Raw genomic sequence first — 16391 nt, 5'->3', positions numbered from 1 at the left:
GAGGAGTTGGGCGTGCTCGCACGAGGCGTGCAGGCGCCCCGGGTGCGGTGCGAGAGGCGGGCGGTGTCGTGCAGATCGTCGATGGCGTCGAGGAACACCGCGTGCCGCGGCGACCTCCAGTGTTCTCAGGATCCACCTCGCCGAACCGACCGAGGCACGGCCGCTCGTGCAGGACGACGACACCTACCGGCTCGCCCGGTGGGCAGGAGCCTCGCCAAGGCGCTCCGGGTCCGCGTCCCCGCCCCGACGTCAGCGAGTCGAGTCGCCCAGGCGCCGCTGCCACCAGCGGGGTCGGGTGCGCGGGCGGACGATGCGCCCCAGCCGCCGGCCGAGGAGCACGTAGCCGATGAGCGCTCCCGTCGTGTTGAGGAGGACGTCGTCGACATCGAAGGCGCGTCCCGTGACGAGTGCGCCCTGCACCAGTTCCACGAGCAGCATCGTGACCGCGGTGATGAGCGCGACCCGCAGGAATCCACGTGCCTTGAGGGACAGGAGCGGCAGCAGGATCCCGAAGGGGACACCGAGGGCAACGTTCCCTCCGAGCTGCTTGACGGTGTCCACGAAGCCCGGCTGGTTGAGGTAGTTCTCGATCGACCGGCCCGGTGTCAGGTTGCTGTGGGTGAGGGGTACGGAGGCCGGCGAGGCCTCCAGGGTGAGTCTGGCCAGGACCACGGCGAACGCCACCATGCCCGCGAGGGCCGTCAGGGTGACCAACACCCGCACGAACCGCCCCGGACCTCGCCGGACCGGGGCCGCTGCCTTCGCCTCTGTGTCTGCCGCCGCCGCTCCCTTCGCCTCTGCCTCTGCCTCTGCCTCACCCGCCGCTGCTGCCTCTGCCTTCGCCTTCGCCTTGGCCTTCGCCTTGGCCGCTCGGGTCCCCGGCCCCGAGCCCGTCCCCTTCGCCGATCCCGCCCCACCCGCCCTCGTACCGACGGTCGAGGCACCTCCCCCTCCTGTCGCGGCCGGCTCGGCACCGCCCCCGGTTCTCCCGCCCCGCCCGGCCCCGGCCGACTTCGTCCCGACGGATGCCGCCGCCCTGCCTCCCGTCGGCCCGACCCGTCTCCACGACGCTCGCCAATCGATCATGCCCCTCGCCCTCCTCCGAACCACCGCGTGCGAACAGACCCCGCGTACCCCCGACGCGGCGGCGGCATGCCATGCGGTTCAAGGGAGTCCGCCCGCCTGACACACCTTCCTCAGAGACGTCAACCCGTCGCATCATGAGCCGAGTTGGGCATGGGAGGCGTCGACGCGGGCACCCGGCGACTATGGGAGAAGACACCGAGAACAGACCCTCGCCGCCCCACCGGACCCGGAGGCGATCCGGAGGGAGGTGGCGTCTCGTCACCGGCGCTCTGCTCGTGCTCGCCGTCGCCCTCATGCTGATCGGCCAGTTCCTCAGGCTCCCCGGTCTGGACATCTTCGGGACGGAGGTGAAGGACCGCTCGGGACCCGCCGTCCTGCAGTCCGTCCAGGACCTGAGCCGGTACGAGGGCGCGGCAGGGACGTACCAGGTCGTGGTCGACCTGGAGCGCGACGCGAAGTTCCTGCCGGACGCGATCCGCGGAACCCGCACCCTCTACGTGGCGAACGGCAGCGTCGGCGCCTACGTCGAGCTGGGCCGCCTCGGGAACGACGCCGTGACCGTCGACGCGGACCGGACCGAGGCCACCCTGCGCCTGCCGCACGCCGAGCTGGCCGCTCCCGCGCTCGATCCCGAGCGCTCGTACGCCGTGTCCAAGCAGCGCGGTCTCCTGGACCGGCTGGGCGATCTCTTCTCGGACAACCCCGCGAGCGAGCAGGCGGTCAACGTCCTCGCAGCCCAGCGGATCGGCGACGCCGCCCGCGAGTCCGGCCTGACGTCCCGGGCGGAGCGGAACACGACCGAGATGCTTCAGAAACTCCTGCTCGGCCTCGGCTTCGAGCGGGTGACGGTCACCTACGTATGAGCAGGCCGTAAGCGGGTCACGCCCCGCCGCCGGCACCGGTCGGTGCAGGCGACGGGGCCTCGGCCGTACTCAAGGCGCGGGAAGCCGGCCTCGGCTCGTACGGGCGTGGGGTCAGGTTGCGCTCGTGTCATGCGTGCGGACCCACAGGGGCAGGGCGAACCAGCAGAGCAGGTACCAGACGAGGACGCCGGAGACCAGCCAGGGCACGTACGGATCGTGCGTAGCCACCCTCAGGACGAGGAACAGCGCGGCCGTCAGCGTGGCGAGAAGAAGCAGGATGCCGGTGAAGGTGAGCCGGGAGGCCCAGGCGACGGCCTCGGGCTTGACCCGCCGCCCGGACACGATCCGGTGGATCGAGACAGGACCGATCAACGCACCCGTCGCAAGCGAGCCGAGCACGACGGTGACGAGGTAGATCGTCTTGTCGGTCTGCTCCAGATCGTGGAAGAGCGGAGTGAAGACCACCGTCAGGAGGAAGCCGAGGAGAATCTGGACACCGGTCTGGGCGACGCGTATCTCCTGGAGGAGCTCCTGCCAGCGTCGGTCCGCGCGTTCCTCCGCGGTCTCGCCCCGCCCGTCCGCTCGGGAGGCAGGATCCCCGTTCTTCCCAACGCCCTGCACCACGCGCTGCTCACCGTGCTCGTCCTGCTCACCGTGATCGTCCTGCTTGCCGTGCTCCTCCTGCTCACCGCGCTTCTCCGGCGCACCGCGCCCCTCCTGCTCACCGCGCCACTCCTGCTCTCGGCGCCCCTCCTGTTCTCCGCGCCCTTCCTGCTCACCGTGCTCCTCCAACTCGCCCTTCGGCGTGGAAACGCCGCTTCGCTCATCCATGAAGATCCTCCTCAGGAGTCTGGAGCAGGGGCGGACCCACGCCCTGGTAGGCGCCTCTCCGGGGCACGAGCGCCCGGCGCGGAGAGCGGTCTCGCGCGTCGGGCACGCCGCGTGCCTCGGGGCATGTCAGGACACCCCGACCCCGGGTGCCGGGGCGGGACCGTGGATCATGCGGCGTGAGCGCGTCCCTTGGCTCCTTCGCTCAGCGTCCGTGTGCCCCGGTGCCAGGACCCCATGCACACCGCCGGCCCGTGGCCGGGAGCTCAGGGGAGGAAGGTCACTGCCGGGAAGGCGGAGGACGGCCCGTCGAGCAGGTGTCCCCGACGGTGGCGGAGGTGCTCGTCGAAGAAGGCGAGAGGGTACGCCTGCTGGATTCTCACCGCCTGGTCGGGATCAAGGGTGCCGATCACGTCCTGGAGTTGCTGCCCGCTCCATCCCAACACCTTCGCCACCTGCGGGAACAGTGCCTCGTTGTCACCGTACGAGATGTGGACGGCGCCCTGGGCCTGGACGTTCAGCCGCCGGCTCCGCAGAAGCGACCAGAAGGCGGCGGCCTCGGGAGTCGCGGCCCGGGTGAACTCGGCGGTCATCATCATGAACGGCCGGTCCAGGTCTCCGGCCAGGGGCGGGTTCATCTGCATCGGAGCGTCGAGGCTCAGCCCGGCCCGGATGCGCTGGTCCGCGATCGTGGCGCAGGCGGTGGCCGTCCCGCCCTTCGACCAGCCGAACGCACCGATACGCCGCGGGTCGAGGGAACCGAGGAGCCCGGCCGGCAGTCTCCTTCGGTCGATGTCGGGATTGCACCCGGCGGCGAGCTGCTCGACGCAGTCGAGGACGAAGCGCACGTCGGCGGCGAAGTCCCCGGGCAGTGTCGGGGCCCGCGTGTCGCGCAGCGGGACGGCGACGCGGCCGTCGGGGAACTCGGTGTACGTGTCGTACTGGTGAGCCACCGTCACAGCCGCGTACCCGTGGCTTGCGAGCTCCTGGACCATGACGGTGTGGTCGCCCTGGTGGCTGTGCGCGCCGTGCGAGAACACGACGACGGGCAGCCGTCGGCCCGACCGCCGGACCGGAGCGTCCACGTGGGCGGCGGTGAGCGGCCCCAGGTGGGCCAGCTCGCTCAACCCCGCGTCGGCGAGAAACGCCTCGAATGCGCCGTCCGGCATCCAGGGCGCCACCGGGTACCGCTCGACGTTCCGGGCGGGGTACCAGACGGTGGCCATCAGCTCGCGGAAGTGCCCGGGGCCCGCGATGGTGTCCGGACGTGACCGGTCGACGAGGTGCAGCCGGACCGCGCCCACCGGATGCGGTCCGGTCGGCACGGGCAGCGTGAGCCGTGTCGCGTCGGGGGCGGCCGTGGCCTGGCCGGCCCACGCGGGGCCGGCAGCGGCGGCGAACGGCACGGCGGCGCCGACGGCCAGCGCGGCTCCCAGCATGCTGCGGCGTGTGATGCCCTTCCGGCTGATGAACGGCGTGATGGTCATGGGCCCCTCCCGTGGTGACGGATCGTCAACCGTGCCGTTTCGGACAGTCCGTAGGCACAGGGAGACGCTGTCATGCACCTCGGCCGCGCGGCATCGGCCCACGGTTCAATGATGTCGCCAGAGCATTGAACCGTGGGTCTACCCCCTGAGAGTGACGCAGTCGCCGGTCCCGTCCCGGGTGACGAGGATGTCCCGATCCCGTCGGGCGCACGGCCCACGAGGATCAACCGCTCCGACGCACCACGCGCCGACGAGCGGGGGCGGGTCCGGGAACGACGCGGCTAGGCCGTGTTTTTTGGGTGGGTCTTCTGACTGTCGTCCTGCACCGGGATGATCGGCCTTGTGGGGCGTGGGGACCGGGCCGAAGCGGCCGGGCTGATCACCTGGGAGATCAACATCGACTCCACGGTCTGCCATGCCCACCAGCACGCAGCTGGTGCCCGCCGGAACGGCGCCGAGCAGAAGGAGCCGCCCGGCGGAGTCGGGCATCAGCCGGACGACCACGGACCGGGCAGGTCCCGGGCGGGTTCACCACGAAGATCCATCTGGCGTGCGAGCAGGGACAGAAACCGTTGTCGCTGCTGGTCACGGCAGGCCGGCGGGGCGCCGGTCCTCAGTTCGAGCCGGTCCTGAAAGCGATCCGGGTTCCCAGGCCGGGTGCTGGCCGGCCACGGACTCGCCCGCTGCGGGTGCGGGGAGACAGGGCGTAATCCTCTCGCGCGAACCGCGCTTACCTGTGCAGACGTGGGATCAGGTGCACGATTCCCGAGCCGGCCGGCCAGGCACGCAACCGCAAGGGTCGTGGCCGTACGGGTGGCCGCCCGCCTACCCGCCTACCCGCCTACCCGCCTTACCCGCCTACCGTCGAATGGCAGGACTGCAAGGCCCGGCACGCGGTCGAGTGCGGGATCGGCCGTCTGAAGCAGCATCGGGCGGTCGCCACTCGCCATGACAAGCTCTCGGTTCGGTTCGAGGCCACCGTTCACGTCGTGGCGATCCACCGGTGGCTTTGCTGAGGTTCCCGGCCTCTCCTCGTCCGACGCGCAGGATTGAGACGTTTCGGGTGACCCCGACGCAGGCGGAATTCTGGCCGGTTCGAGCTGCGCAGCCGTGTCGGCTGCTGCGCACGTCTGCGATGGTCGCCCATTCGTTCGACAGGAACGGCCGTGCGCCGACTCCCGTCGCCCCACCAGCAGGCGGCCTCGCAGTCCGGCTCGCAGCGCAGCCACACCTGCCCTCCCCGTTCGGGTCATGAACGTTCTCGATCTCGGCAGCCACTCCTCCTCGACACCCACGCTGAGCAGGCGAGACGACCCGGCGTGACGTGGCTGACCAAGATCGCCCGGTTGCGCTTCGCCACCGCTGGACCATCGCGTTCCGTTTGTGAATGAATACCTAACGTTACGTTCTTCTCTCATTCCTCTTCTCGTGGGCCCCGACGAAAGGGCACAGCCATGTCTTCTGCCATGCGTAAGACGACGACCACTCCCAGGGCGCGGCGGCTGGCCGCCGCCACGATCGCGCTCGGCAGCTGCCTCGCACTCGCCGTGCCGGCGGGAGGTGCCGCCGCGGCGCCCGCCGACCCCGTACCGACCGTCTTCTTCGGCGACTCCTACACCTCCAACTTCGGCATCGCTCCCGTGAACAGCCAGGACAGCGAGAGGGGCTGGTGTTTCCAGGCCACGGACAACCATCCCGCCGTCGCCACCCGGAGCCTGGCCGACAAGGGCATCACGCTCGACGTCCAGTCGGACGTCTCCTGCGGAGGCGCGCTCATCCGCGACTTCTGGGAGAAGCAGGAGCTGCCCTTCGGCGCCGGGACCCTCCCGGCGCAGCAGGACGCGCTCAAGCAGGACACCCAGCTGACCGTGGGAAGCCTGGGCGGCAACACACTGGGCTTCAACCGCATCCTGAAGCAGTGCTCCGACGAGCTCCGGAACCCCTCTCTGCTGCCGGGAGACCCGGTGGACAAAGATGAGCCGGCCGCCAAGTGCGGTGAGTTCTTCGAGACCGGGGACGGAAAGCAGTGGCTGGACGGCCAGTTCGAGCAGGTCGCCGGGGACCTGGAGGAGCTGCTCGACCGCATCGGCTACTTCGCCCCCGACGCCAAGCGCGTCCTGGTCGGCTACCCCCGGCTCGTGCCCGAGGACACCACCAAGTGCCTGACCGCGGCGCCCGGTCAGACGCAGCTGCCGTTCGCTGACATCCCCCAGGACGCCCTGCCGGTCCTGGACCAGATCCAGAAGCGGCTGAACGACGCCATGAAGAAGGCCGCCGCTGACGCTGACGGCGGCGCCGACTTCGTCGACCTCTACGCCGGCACCGGCTCCAACACGGCGTGCGACGGCGCCGACCGCGGCATCGGCGGCCTGTTGGAGGACTCCCAGCTCGAGCTGCTCGGGACCAAGATCCCCTCGTACGCGCACCCCAACGCGAAGGGCCGCGACATCCAGGCCAAGCAGGTGGCCGCCAAGATCGAAGAGGTCCTCAACCGCTGACCGGCCACGCAACCGCTCTCCCCGCATGAACGAAGCCCCAGGACCCGCCATCGGCCTGGGGCTTCGCAGCACGGCTGACTCCAGGGAACTTGCCCCAACTGGCCCTCACCACCGCACAGTGCGCCTGAAGGCACTCACCTCGAACGGCTCCGCTCAGCACCGTCCCAGCCGGCGGACCACCTGATAGCCGGCGGACCACCTGATAGAACGGGGCCTAGAGCCGTGGCAGGAGGTCCGACGTAGTGGGCGAGCGGCGCTCCTCGAGCCAGAAGAGATAGACACGGAGGTGCGTGGCCAGCTCGCCGTCGAGGTATGCGGCGTAGCTGTCGGCGGCCGAGGCCACACCTTGCCCCGCCTTCGCGTCGTCTGCCTCCCATTCGGCCCGCCGGCTCGCGAGATACTCCGCGATCCGCCCACGGTCGCGCCACCAGTCCCGGACCGCTGCCGGTGTCCAGTGGCTGTCGCCGTCCCAGCCGTAGCCGGAGAACGCCTCCGCTTCGGCTGCGTCCACCAATCGCTGAAGCTCCTCGCTCGTCCGGGGCTGCCGATACACGTACTCGGTGAAGTAGTCGGCCTCGTAGAGCACGAGTTCCGGGGCGTGGATGCGGCCAGTGCCGCAGTTGTCCGTGTCGGCCCCGTAGAAGGGTCCGGGCACGTTGAGCCACTTCCGCTCCGACCACTGCCCCAGGAACACACCACGTGCATGGCCCAGCAGGGGCACCGGATCGAAGTAGAGGTCCACGACAAAAGGTTAGGGGGCCGCAGCCGGTCGTGAACGCCCTCCCACGACCCGAAGTGATCGGGCAGGTCCTCCCGCTGTGCCCCGGTGCGGTACTTGGACGCGATCGCATCAAGCAGCAGATGGATCCAGCGGCTACGACCGGGGGAAGCTCGTCCGGGTCAGCGTGCGCCGCCACGGCATCTCACCGGGGAGACAGGTTGTGCCACGCGTGTCCGCACGTGCCCTTGCAGTAGGTCTGCCGGCGGCGGGTGTCGGCGACGGAGAACACCGAGACGAGGACACGAAACGCCTTGACGTGTTCGTCGGCCGGGAGAGCTGCGAACCCGTAACGAGGCGGGTCCATGCAGATCATCACCGAAGGATTGGCCGTGGACTTCACACCGGACCGGACAACCCCCTCACGTCCGTCTGCCGCCGTGATGTGCGCCTGCATCGCGTAGCCGGCGACTTCCTGCAGTACAACCTGCCGTCCTGCCGGGGAAAGGTCGGAGAACCAGGACGTTCCCTCGTCCAACGTGCGGAGCTCCTGGGCGATTTCGTTGACGACTCGCTCGGCCTCTCGCCGAAGCGCCCACTCACCCTCACGACCGGTCTCGAACATCTGCCGATCATTCCACAGCACTTCCGTCGAGAACGAGCACGAGATCCCTGTCGAGAACGAGCCTGAGAGACCAGCGGCGCGCTCTTCCACTGACGCACGACATGATCCACAGGAACGGCCTAGGGTGTGCCGGCAAGACGGACCGCGGGGGTCGAGGTTGAACAGTGCGGAGGACGGGGCGGCCTGGTGGGCAAACCCAGGTGCCAACGCGGTTGCACATGGGCGATGATCCACCGATGTTGAACGTCACCGGCGCGGACGATGCCGCAAGCATGGCTCTCTTGCTGACCACGATGCATCGGCTACACAGGCAGCTGGACGATTTCACCACTCAGCTCTACGTCGCCTACGACTTCGGGAACGAGTCTGGGCTGGTGCCTGCCATCGTGATCGAAAGTCACGCTGCGGGACCTGAACTGAGGACCCACCACCGCTTCGGCTTTTTCGCGCAGGGGGATTCGGATGTCAGTGAGCTGCGGTTCTCGGCAGGTGTGACCATCACCTCGGCTGGGTGCACCGTTGAGGCCATGGTGGATGTCGACCTTGAACGGCCGCTGGGAGAGTTCGGCACCGATGCCCACACCCTCTATCTTGAGCGGATCGATCAACTTTCCCTCACGGACGCTCTGAGCCGTTTGGAGGAACAGGTCACGGCGCTCTGCGCAATGGGCGATGTACCGAATCGTCTGGGTTTCGATACGCATTGATCGCGGTCATCTCCTCGGCGGCACCACAGGAGACGCGCATGAGGATCATGCCCACATGAGGAGTACAGCCAGAGTGACGGCTGCTTCGTAGGACTGGACGGTCCCCTCGTGCCGGGTGGCCATGCCGCGCCGCTGCTTCGGGCGGTTGAAGCACCGCTCCACGACGTTGCGACGCTTGTAGATCTCTCGGTCGAAGGCTGGCGGGCGGCCGCCCCGCCGACCACGCCGCCGGGCCCGGTTTCGCATCTGGTCGGACCGTCCGGAAATCGTGTGCGGGATGCTGCGACGACGGAGCCAGGTGCGGATGACCTTCGACTGTAGCCCTTGTCACCCAGCACGTGATCGGGCCGAACGTGAGGCCGCCCCGGTCCGACACGGGGCACCCGGATTGCTTCCATCAGCGTGGTGAACTGAGTGCAGTCCTTGGTGGTGCCGCCCGTCACGACGATGGCGAGCGGACGAGCCGCCCTCGCAGACCAGTTGGATCTTGCCTGTCAGGCCGCCTCGGGACCGTCCGAGTACCGGCTCACGGAGCCCCTTCTCGAGCCCCGGCCGCGTGCTGGTGAGCCCGGACCACCCTGGAGAGTCGACCGACACCAGCCGCTCGACGTCGCCGGCAGCGTCCGCCTTTGCCTGCGCAGACCGCAGCATCCGGTCGAACGTCCCGTCCGCCGCCCACCTGCGGAAACGCATATATCCCATCAGCATCCGACAGTTCATGACAACGTATCGCCGCACGGTGATCCACCAGCAGTGATCATTCGAAGACACTGCCTAGGCGCAGATGCGCTTGAAGGCAGTCGCACCCGGCCGGGCACGGAACTTCACCTCATGGCCGGCTTCGTCGGTGAAGACGGCCTCCGTCGCGGACTTCAGTGTCATCGTGCCGCGATGGGTGGGGTTGTCCCAGCCGTCGGGCGGGTTCCCCGAGCCGTCGGAGAGCGGGGTCTCCGCTTCGAAGTACGTCGAGCCGATGCGGGCCTCGTCGATTCCGCAATGCGTATACAGCTCGAAGGGAATCGTCCGGACGGTCGGTGTGGCCTTGACGACGTCCGCGCCCTCGTCGGCCTGGGCGCACCCAGTGAGCCCGCCGGCAGCCAGCGTGAGGGCGAGGGCGAGGATGATGTGTCCAGCTCTCTGCGTCATGGCCCTTCGACGTTCAGGCCAAGTCAGCGGTTCCGCCCTCGCGGCTGGGCGTCACGCGGGTGGTGTCGCGCAGCGACATCCATCGGGTCGGCGGTCCGGTGGGAGACGCCGCCGTCACGTCCGTTCGTCGAGAACCGGACCCCCTCACAGCCAGGTCGTGGCCAGCCAGACGGTCACGCCGGCAGTGGCGACGAGCCCGAGGTTGAGTGCGATCCGGCGGTCCTCACCGGTCAGGTGGACGGCGATCGCACCGCACTGCAGTACTACGAACCCGATGGCCGCAGCCAGTGCCAGCCCGGGCGCGATGCCGGTCAGGGGCGGCAGGATCAGCCCGATCGCGCCGAGTAGTTCCAGCGTCCCCAGCGCTCTGACGGCACGCATGGGTACGCGATCGACCCAGGCCATCATCGGGCGGAGTTGCTCTCGGCTACGAGACACCTTCATCGCGCCTGCGTAGAGGGAGAAGAGGGCGAGCAGTCCGGCGACGATCCAATAGGCGATGTTCATGATTCCCTTCCACGGCCACCGGTGGCAGGTGACCGTCGATTCCCAAGGCGGCCCTTGAAAGGCCGGAGCGCTGGTCTGAGTGATCCGGAAGTCGACAGGTGGACGCCCGACGGCTGCGCAGGTCAGAGAAGGGGCCGCCGGGCGGTCTCATCCCGACGGCTTCAGGCGGGGTCGGAGGCGAGGTCGGTGGCGGGCTCGGTCGCGTAACGGCTCATCGCGTGGACACTGTCCTGTGGCGTCAGCGGCCGGCCGCCGGCGATCAAGTCCTGGAGGTCTCGGAAGTACTGCACGTACCCGGCGGGGGTGAACGTGCTGAGCATGACGGCGGGTTCGTCGGCGACGTTGGCGAACGTGTGTGGGACGCCGGGCGGGACCATGACGAGCGTGCCCGTGGTGGCGTCGTAGTCCTTGTCCGCGACGGTGAACCGCACGGTGCCGGAGAGGATGTAGAAGCCCTCGTCGTGCTGGGCGTGGCGGTGCTGCGGCGGCCCGGGGGTGTGCGGTGCGAGGACGGACTCGGTGATTCCGAGGCGGTGCCCGGTACGGCTGCCGTCTTCGAGGACACGCATGTGCGTGGTGCCGAGGACGATCGTCTCGCCGTCGTCGGGACCGACCACCGACACGGCGGGATCGGCCTGTGGTGCGCTGGTCTTCGTTGCTTCGGTCATGCTGCGAGTCCACCGTCTGGCCCCTGCGACTGTCCAAGACCCCTTGGGCACTTCCGATACCGCTTGGGTATCGTCGCAGCGTGGAGCTACGTACCCTGCGCTACTTCGTGGCGGTCGCCGAGGAACTTCACTTCGGCCGGGCCGCCACTCGACTGCACATGAGCCAGCCGCCGCTGAGCCGCGCGATCAAACAGCTGGAGACCGAGGTCGGGGCCCTGCTGTTCACCCGCTCGCCGGCCGGCGTCACGCTCACCCCGGTGGGCGTGGTGCTGCTCGACGAGGCGCGGGCCCTGCTCGACCAGGCCGACCGTGTCCGCGTACGTGTCAGCGCGGCGGCCGGCGTAGCGGCCATCACCGTCGGCATCCTGGGCGACAGCACCGACCCGGGAGCGACCAGACTGGCCGCCGCCTTCCGTCGACGCCACCCCGGCATCGAGATCCACATCCGCGACACCGACCTGACCGACCCGACCTGCGGGCTCCGTGCCGGAGTGGTCGACGTCGCCCTGACCCGGGCGCCGTTCGACGAGACGGCGTTGGCAGTACGCGAGCTGCGTACCGATCCGGTGGGCGTGGTCCTGCGCGCCGACGATCCGCTGGCCGGCCACGACCGGCTGCGGCTGGCCGACCTGGGCGACCGCCGCTGGTTTCAGTTCCCGGAGGGAACCGACCCGATCTGGCAGTCGTACTGGAACGGCGGCGAGCGGCGCGAGGGCCCAGTGGTGCGCGTCGTCCATGAATGCCTTCAGGCCGTGCTGTGGAACGGCACGGTCGGCCTGGCCCCGCTCGGACATGACCTGCCCGCGGAGCTGACCGTGGTGCCGCTGATCGACATGCCGCCCAGCCGAGTGGTGGCGGTCTGGAACGCGGGTGACACCAATCCGTTGATCCGGTCCTTCATCGAGACGGCGACAGCCGCGTACCGCCACCGCCCCTGACCAGTCCCGTGACTGGAAGGTCCCCTGTTCGACTGGAAGGTTTCCCGTTCGACTGGGAGGTTCCCCTTTTGACTGGGAGGCTCCCCGTTGCCGATCCCGGATCGGGCCGTGTCAGTGGCTGGTGGCAGGATCGATGGGTGCTGATCGAGGGATACGACGTCGGCCCGGTGGTGCCGGGTGAGTCACTGCTGGTCCGACCGGGCTTCTGGTCGAACTACCTCTTGGCGATGTGCAGCGATGGAGGGTGCGCCGAGCGCCCGGCTCCGGAGTGGTTCGGCGACGACGGCGCCGATGCCGATGCCATGTCCGAGATCCTCTTCGATCCTGACTGCTGGCCGGGGTTCCGGGTGCCCGCAGAAGACGGAACCGGAGCCGTGGTGATCTACCGGAACCTGGAAGGCGACTACGGCACCGACTACCTCCTCACGCATCCAGGCAGAAGCCATGCGCAGCAGGTCGCCGTCTGGGACGGAGACTTCTCGGGCACTGGCCTGACATGGCGTGAACTGATCCGCATCGCTGACAACCCGTCTCACTCGGTCGAAGGCGTTCAAGGAACACCTGCCCGCCTTCTGCTGCTGCTTCCCCTCCTCACCGACCCGAACGTGCCGGGCTCGGGCTCGGGCTCGGGCTCGGGCTCGGCATCGGCATCGGCATCGGCATCGGCATCGGCATCGGCAAGGATCACCGCTGCCCTGGTAGCAGTCGGCGCGCCGCAAGACACTGCCGACAACACAGCGCAGCACCTGCTGGCTCACCTCGCGAGGAGGTCCCGACACGATCCCTCGTGGGCGTCTCCGCTGAGCGGTAGCGGTAGCTGAGAGGTGGAGCGAGTCGCCAGTCACCCCATGGAACGATCAAGACCCTCGTGACCGCCGACCGCGGCTGCCGTGCACCGGGCTCGCCAGGCCGCACCACCGCAAGCGTGGCCAAACCGAGCGCCCGGCCTGGCGAGAGAACCCAACAAAGCCGCGAAGCAGGTCCAGCCCCGCATCGAGCACACCTTCGTCCGCATGAAGATCAGGACGGTCCTCCACGACCGCCCCCTCAAAGGCGACGGCGTCCACCAGCCATGCTCCAGTACTCCAGCCGTAGACCGTGATCTCGGTGGTGAGGGGTGTCGAGGCGGCAGGGTGGCCGGCGTCGATCATCTCGCCCGAGATCGCCCACGCCGTGGCGGGCGTCGGCTCCTTCTCCGTCTACCCGAGTTCACCGAGACGGAGGGCATCCCTTATCTCGCTGAGCTTCGCGGTCGTGGCCGGGGTCCGCTCCCGCGCTTGTTCAGCGAGCCGGAGGGCGTCGTCAATCTCGCTGAGCTTCACGGAGGACAGGACGGCCGCCCGCTCTATCAGGTCGTCCCGGGACACGGTGGTCAGCCACGTGCACGGGGTGAAGTCTGGACGCGGGAACGCGAGCCGCAGCACGCCGTCGAACGGCAGTCCTTCAGCGGCGCCGACCGTCACTTCGATGCCCAGATCACTGATGTCGACGCCCGCCGGAGCGACGACCTGCATCACCCGGATCCCGGACGTGTCGTCTCCCGACAGCAGTACGACCAACCTCCGCTCGTCGAACTGGACCCACCAGACTTCGCCACGTTGCACAAGTCCTCCAGACACATGACGACAGACAGACGCTGCGCGACCCTGACGCGCTGTGGAGACGGGTGCGGTCACCGTTGAGCATCGGTGTGTGAAGACTCAAGATCATGCGGTGCCCGCAGGTCACAGCGTAGACCCTGCCCGTCGACAGGAGGCGTTCGAGGGCCTGATGACCCGGATCGCAGGCCGGTTCACCCAAGTCGAACCCCGACGTCGGGTCGGGCGGTTGGCGCTCGGGCTGCTGTCGGACCTGCCGCGCAAGAACTGCTGGACCATCGCAGAGTGGGCCGCAGAGAGCACCCCGGACGGCATGCAGCACCAGCTCGGGCGGGCCAAGTGGGACGCTGGCTGCCGCGGACACGCCGCGGTAGACCGGGAACTGTACGTCCCGCGTTCCTGGACCTCGGCCCCCGACCGCTGCCGCGGCCGGGCCGCCGGACTCGGTGACAAGACTGAATTCACGACCACACTGCGGCTGGGCGCCCGCATGGTCACCGGATCCCTGGACGCCGGCCACCGGGCCACCCGGATCTCGGGAGACGAGGCCCGGTGCCGACGGATCTACCGAAGCCAGCAGCGATCTGTGCGAGCGGGTCGTGCCAGCACAGGTGGACCAGGCCGCTGAGCGCCCGTCGGCTCTTCTCCCTGAGTCTGGGGATTGAGGTCGTTCAACTCGCCATGAACGCCGGGCGCGTTGTCGGCGTTGACGATGTGCTCTTCAACACCACCGGAGCGCTCGTCGGTGTGCTTGTAGCTGGGGCGTCAGCCCGCTGCGCCGGCAAGGGGCGAGCGCTGAGGTCCTCGGAGTGGCCCCTGATCAGGTGAGGGGCTGACATGCCGGGGACGGCGAGGGCGATCCCGCAACGCACACGGCTCCTGTCCTGATGGGTTGAGGCATAAACACCTCCTTCCACGGCGCGAGAGGCTCGTCCGTGGCGGGCCTCACTGCAACCTCAACCGGACAACCGTCATCGCCGCAGCCACCGTGGCCCTGGCGAGGGCCCCTCCGGTGGACGTCCACGAACCCGACCCGACCGTGTCGGGGGCCGACAAGGCGGACTCGTCTCGCTGGCTTATGTCGGTTCAGGAATCGTGTGCTTGATCCGGCCTCTGCTCAGGAGAAAGGGTCAACCGCCAACTCCGCGGTAGCCGTCTCTCACAGGCTTCGACAAGAGAGCGTACGTGTTTCACGGGACGGTCACCGGTACCTCAATTCGCCTGCGGCTCCCCCGGCGTGAGGCGCCCCGTTCAGAGGTCCGTCGCACCCTGATGGCGGCGACGGCGTTCGCTGCGTACACGCTCGTCGAGCATCTTGGCGTCCCACAAGGGGCCTTCCACTTCGGTCAGGACGACTCTCGCCCTGTCGCCATCTCAACACAACGAGGATCGACGATCTCGTCGAATTCGACACGCCACTTCAGGTCCCGGCCGAAGCCTTCCCAACAGTGGCAGTCGCTGTGACTGTGTGGTTGTGCTCAACTCGGCAGATGACACGCCGAATGTCGGCGTGAACGGGCTTGCGGACAATCCGCTCGCGTGGCGGCTTCCCTGACGCGTACGGTCTGCGCATGACCAGGACCACACCGGCGAGGCCCGTGTCCGTGGAAGTCCTCTTCCCCGACCTGGCCGCCCACCGGGGCCGGACCACGCGACTGCACCCCCGCCCGGGGCGGCCCGGCGTGCGCGACAGCCACGTCGGCGGGCCGATGCTGTGGCCGGACAGCGAGCCTTGGCCGGTTTGCCACGAGACCCATCAGCCCGAGACCGAGGGGTACGTGCCGGACGAGATCCGCAGCGCCCGGGCCGCGGGCGTCCGGCCGTCGACGCGGACATGGCCCGGCGCCGCAACGCCCGGGGCGAACGGACCGGTGCCGCTCGTGGGCCTCGCCCAGTTCTTCCGCCAGGACATCCCGGGCCTGGCCCCAGGCCCCGGCGACGCGGACCTGGTGCAGCTCTTCCGCTGCCCGATGACCCACGGCTCGTACCTGGAGCGCCGCTACCACCTGCGGTGGCGACGTGCCGGAGAGATCGGGCGCGCGGCGCGCACCTCGCCCGAGGCGCCCATGCTGCGATGGGAGGAGGAACTCCCCGAACCGTGCGTCCTGCATCCCGAAGAGGTCGATACCTACCCCTGGGCGGAGGACGACACGCTGCCCGCCCCGTTGATCGCCCGCATCGACGCGTGGGAGGACGCCCAAGTCGCGGCACACGGCGCCGACGCCCCCACCTACCAGGGGGACCTTTCGATCCCGCCTGGATGGCGGGTCGGAGGCTTTCCCAGCTGGGCGTCGACGGGCCCGATGGACATCGACTGCGGGTCCTGCAGGACGCCGATGCGTCTGCTCCTGACAGCGGGGGGCGATGAGATGGACACCGGCTCGCACAGCTGGATGCCGCTGGAAGACCGGAACCCGTCTCTGCGGGGGCTGGCCTCGATCCAGGGCGGCCGGTCGGTTGCCGAACCCACTCGGCTCCGCTTCGGCCGGGACCGTGACCTGCACGTCTTCACGTGTCCAGCGGACCCCGGACACCCGGCCCGGTGGGTGCTCTCCTAGCCGGGTTCAGAGTGGGAGACCGGCGACCGGCGTTGGCCGGCGTTGGTCGGCGATCCGACCGTCGCAGCGCTGTCGTCGTTGCGTTGCACGACACATGGAGAGCGCCTGACATGGAGAGCGCCTGCTTCTGATTCTCGCCCACTGCTTCCACCCCAGCGGCCGCC

17 protein-coding genes and 1 pseudogene are annotated in these 16391 nt (G+C 69.1%); 8 read left to right on the top strand and 10 right to left on the bottom strand.

The features are described 5' to 3' along the window. Positions 1–249 precede the first annotated feature (249 nt). Entirely contained in the window at positions 250–723 is a 474-nt protein-coding gene (locus ACFQ79_RS03870) for a VanZ family protein (protein ID WP_383579210.1), read from the bottom strand. A 656-nt stretch (positions 724–1379) separates the two neighbouring features. On the opposite strand from ACFQ79_RS03870, the gene ACFQ79_RS03865 reads away from it, so the two are divergent. Beyond that, a complete protein-coding gene (locus ACFQ79_RS03865; RefSeq protein WP_383579262.1) occupies positions 1380–1949 on the top strand; it encodes a DUF4230 domain-containing protein in 570 nt (189 codons plus the stop codon). A 111-nt stretch (positions 1950–2060) separates the two neighbouring features. On the opposite strand, the gene ACFQ79_RS03860 is transcribed toward ACFQ79_RS03865, so the two are convergent. Next, positions 2061–2573: a DUF6328 family protein gene (locus tag ACFQ79_RS03860; RefSeq protein ID WP_383579261.1), complete on the bottom strand. Its 513-nt coding sequence runs from the start codon at positions 2571–2573 to the stop codon at positions 2061–2063. A gap of 470 nt (positions 2574–3043) precedes the next feature. Next, entirely contained in the window at positions 3044–4264 is a 1221-nt protein-coding gene (locus ACFQ79_RS03855) for an alpha/beta hydrolase family protein (protein ID WP_383579209.1), read from the bottom strand. 1466 nt (positions 4265–5730) lie between these two features. Here ACFQ79_RS03855 and ACFQ79_RS03850 point away from each other — a divergent pair. Next, positions 5731–6762, top strand: a complete 1032-nt coding sequence (locus ACFQ79_RS03850; protein ID WP_383579208.1) for an SGNH/GDSL hydrolase family protein — start codon at positions 5731–5733, stop codon at positions 6760–6762. Positions 6763–6976: 214 nt separating this feature from the next. On the opposite strand, the gene ACFQ79_RS03845 is transcribed toward ACFQ79_RS03850, so the two are convergent. Together ACFQ79_RS03845 and ACFQ79_RS03840 are read right to left on the bottom strand one after the other, a co-directional pair. Continuing rightward, the gene (locus ACFQ79_RS03845) at positions 6977–7504 is read right to left on the bottom strand and encodes a ferredoxin (protein ID WP_383579207.1); all 528 of its coding nucleotides are present in this window, start codon (positions 7502–7504) and stop codon (positions 6977–6979) included. A 181-nt stretch (positions 7505–7685) separates the two neighbouring features. Continuing rightward, positions 7686–8195: a DUF5958 family protein gene (locus ACFQ79_RS03840; RefSeq protein WP_383579206.1), complete on the bottom strand. Its 510-nt coding sequence runs from the start codon at positions 8193–8195 to the stop codon at positions 7686–7688. 146 nt (positions 8196–8341) lie between these two features. On the opposite strand from ACFQ79_RS03840, the gene ACFQ79_RS03835 reads away from it, so the two are divergent. Beyond that, positions 8342–8812: a hypothetical protein gene (locus ACFQ79_RS03835; RefSeq protein ID WP_383579205.1), complete on the top strand. Its 471-nt coding sequence runs from the start codon at positions 8342–8344 to the stop codon at positions 8810–8812. A 45-nt stretch (positions 8813–8857) separates the two neighbouring features. Here the strand turns inward: ACFQ79_RS03835 and ACFQ79_RS03830 are convergent, their stop codons facing one another. The 4 genes from ACFQ79_RS03830 to ACFQ79_RS03815 all read right to left on the bottom strand — a co-directional run bounded on the left by ACFQ79_RS03830 (position 8858) and on the right by ACFQ79_RS03815 (position 11133). Then, positions 8858–9118 carry a transposase gene (locus ACFQ79_RS03830; protein ID WP_383579260.1) on the bottom strand — a complete coding sequence of 87 codons (261 nt, stop codon included), beginning with the start codon at positions 9116–9118 and terminating at the stop codon, positions 8858–8860. 468 nt (positions 9119–9586) lie between these two features. Continuing rightward, the gene (locus ACFQ79_RS03825) at positions 9587–9958 is read right to left on the bottom strand and encodes a hypothetical protein (protein ID WP_383579204.1); all 372 of its coding nucleotides are present in this window, start codon (positions 9956–9958) and stop codon (positions 9587–9589) included. 144 nt (positions 9959–10102) lie between these two features. Continuing rightward, the gene (locus ACFQ79_RS03820) at positions 10103–10465 is read right to left on the bottom strand and encodes a DoxX family protein (RefSeq protein WP_383579203.1); all 363 of its coding nucleotides are present in this window, start codon (positions 10463–10465) and stop codon (positions 10103–10105) included. Positions 10466–10626: 161 nt separating this feature from the next. Next, the gene (locus tag ACFQ79_RS03815) at positions 10627–11133 is read right to left on the bottom strand and encodes a cupin domain-containing protein (RefSeq protein ID WP_383579202.1); all 507 of its coding nucleotides are present in this window, start codon (positions 11131–11133) and stop codon (positions 10627–10629) included. 80 nt (positions 11134–11213) lie between these two features. On the opposite strand from ACFQ79_RS03815, the gene ACFQ79_RS03810 reads away from it, so the two are divergent. Beyond that, the gene (locus ACFQ79_RS03810; RefSeq protein WP_383579201.1) at positions 11214–12071 is read left to right on the top strand and encodes a LysR family transcriptional regulator; all 858 of its coding nucleotides are present in this window, start codon (positions 11214–11216) and stop codon (positions 12069–12071) included. 137 nt (positions 12072–12208) lie between these two features. Beyond that, positions 12209–12892, top strand: coding sequence for a hypothetical protein (locus tag ACFQ79_RS03805; protein WP_383579200.1), 684 nt, complete (start codon positions 12209–12211; stop codon positions 12890–12892). Between the two features lie 378 nt (positions 12893–13270). Here ACFQ79_RS03805 and ACFQ79_RS03800 read toward each other — a convergent pair whose 3' ends face one another. Further along, on the bottom strand, positions 13271–13675 hold the full coding sequence (locus tag ACFQ79_RS03800; protein WP_383579199.1) for a type II toxin-antitoxin system PemK/MazF family toxin: 405 nt from the start codon (positions 13673–13675) through the stop codon (positions 13271–13273). A 166-nt stretch (positions 13676–13841) separates the two neighbouring features. On the opposite strand from ACFQ79_RS03800, the pseudogene ACFQ79_RS03795 reads away from it, so the two are divergent. The 3 genes and pseudogenes from ACFQ79_RS03795 to ACFQ79_RS03785 all read left to right on the top strand — a co-directional run. Further along, positions 13842–14216, top strand: a pseudogene (locus ACFQ79_RS03795) (IS701 family transposase); the annotation flags it as partial. A 5-nt stretch (positions 14217–14221) separates the two neighbouring features. Continuing rightward, on the top strand, positions 14222–14497 hold the full coding sequence (locus ACFQ79_RS03790; RefSeq protein ID WP_383579198.1) for a VanZ family protein: 276 nt from the start codon (positions 14222–14224) through the stop codon (positions 14495–14497). 743 nt (positions 14498–15240) lie between these two features. Further along, positions 15241–16227 (top strand): hypothetical protein, encoded by a 987-nt coding sequence (locus ACFQ79_RS03785; RefSeq protein WP_383579197.1) that lies wholly within the window; start codon positions 15241–15243, stop codon positions 16225–16227. Positions 16228–16391 lie beyond the last annotated feature (164 nt).

It is taken from the genome of Streptomyces sp. NPDC056480 (genome assembly GCF_042795405.1).
GTDB lineage: Bacteria > Actinomycetota > Actinomycetes > Streptomycetales > Streptomycetaceae > Streptomyces.
This window is presented reverse-complemented; position numbering and strand designations above follow the sequence as displayed.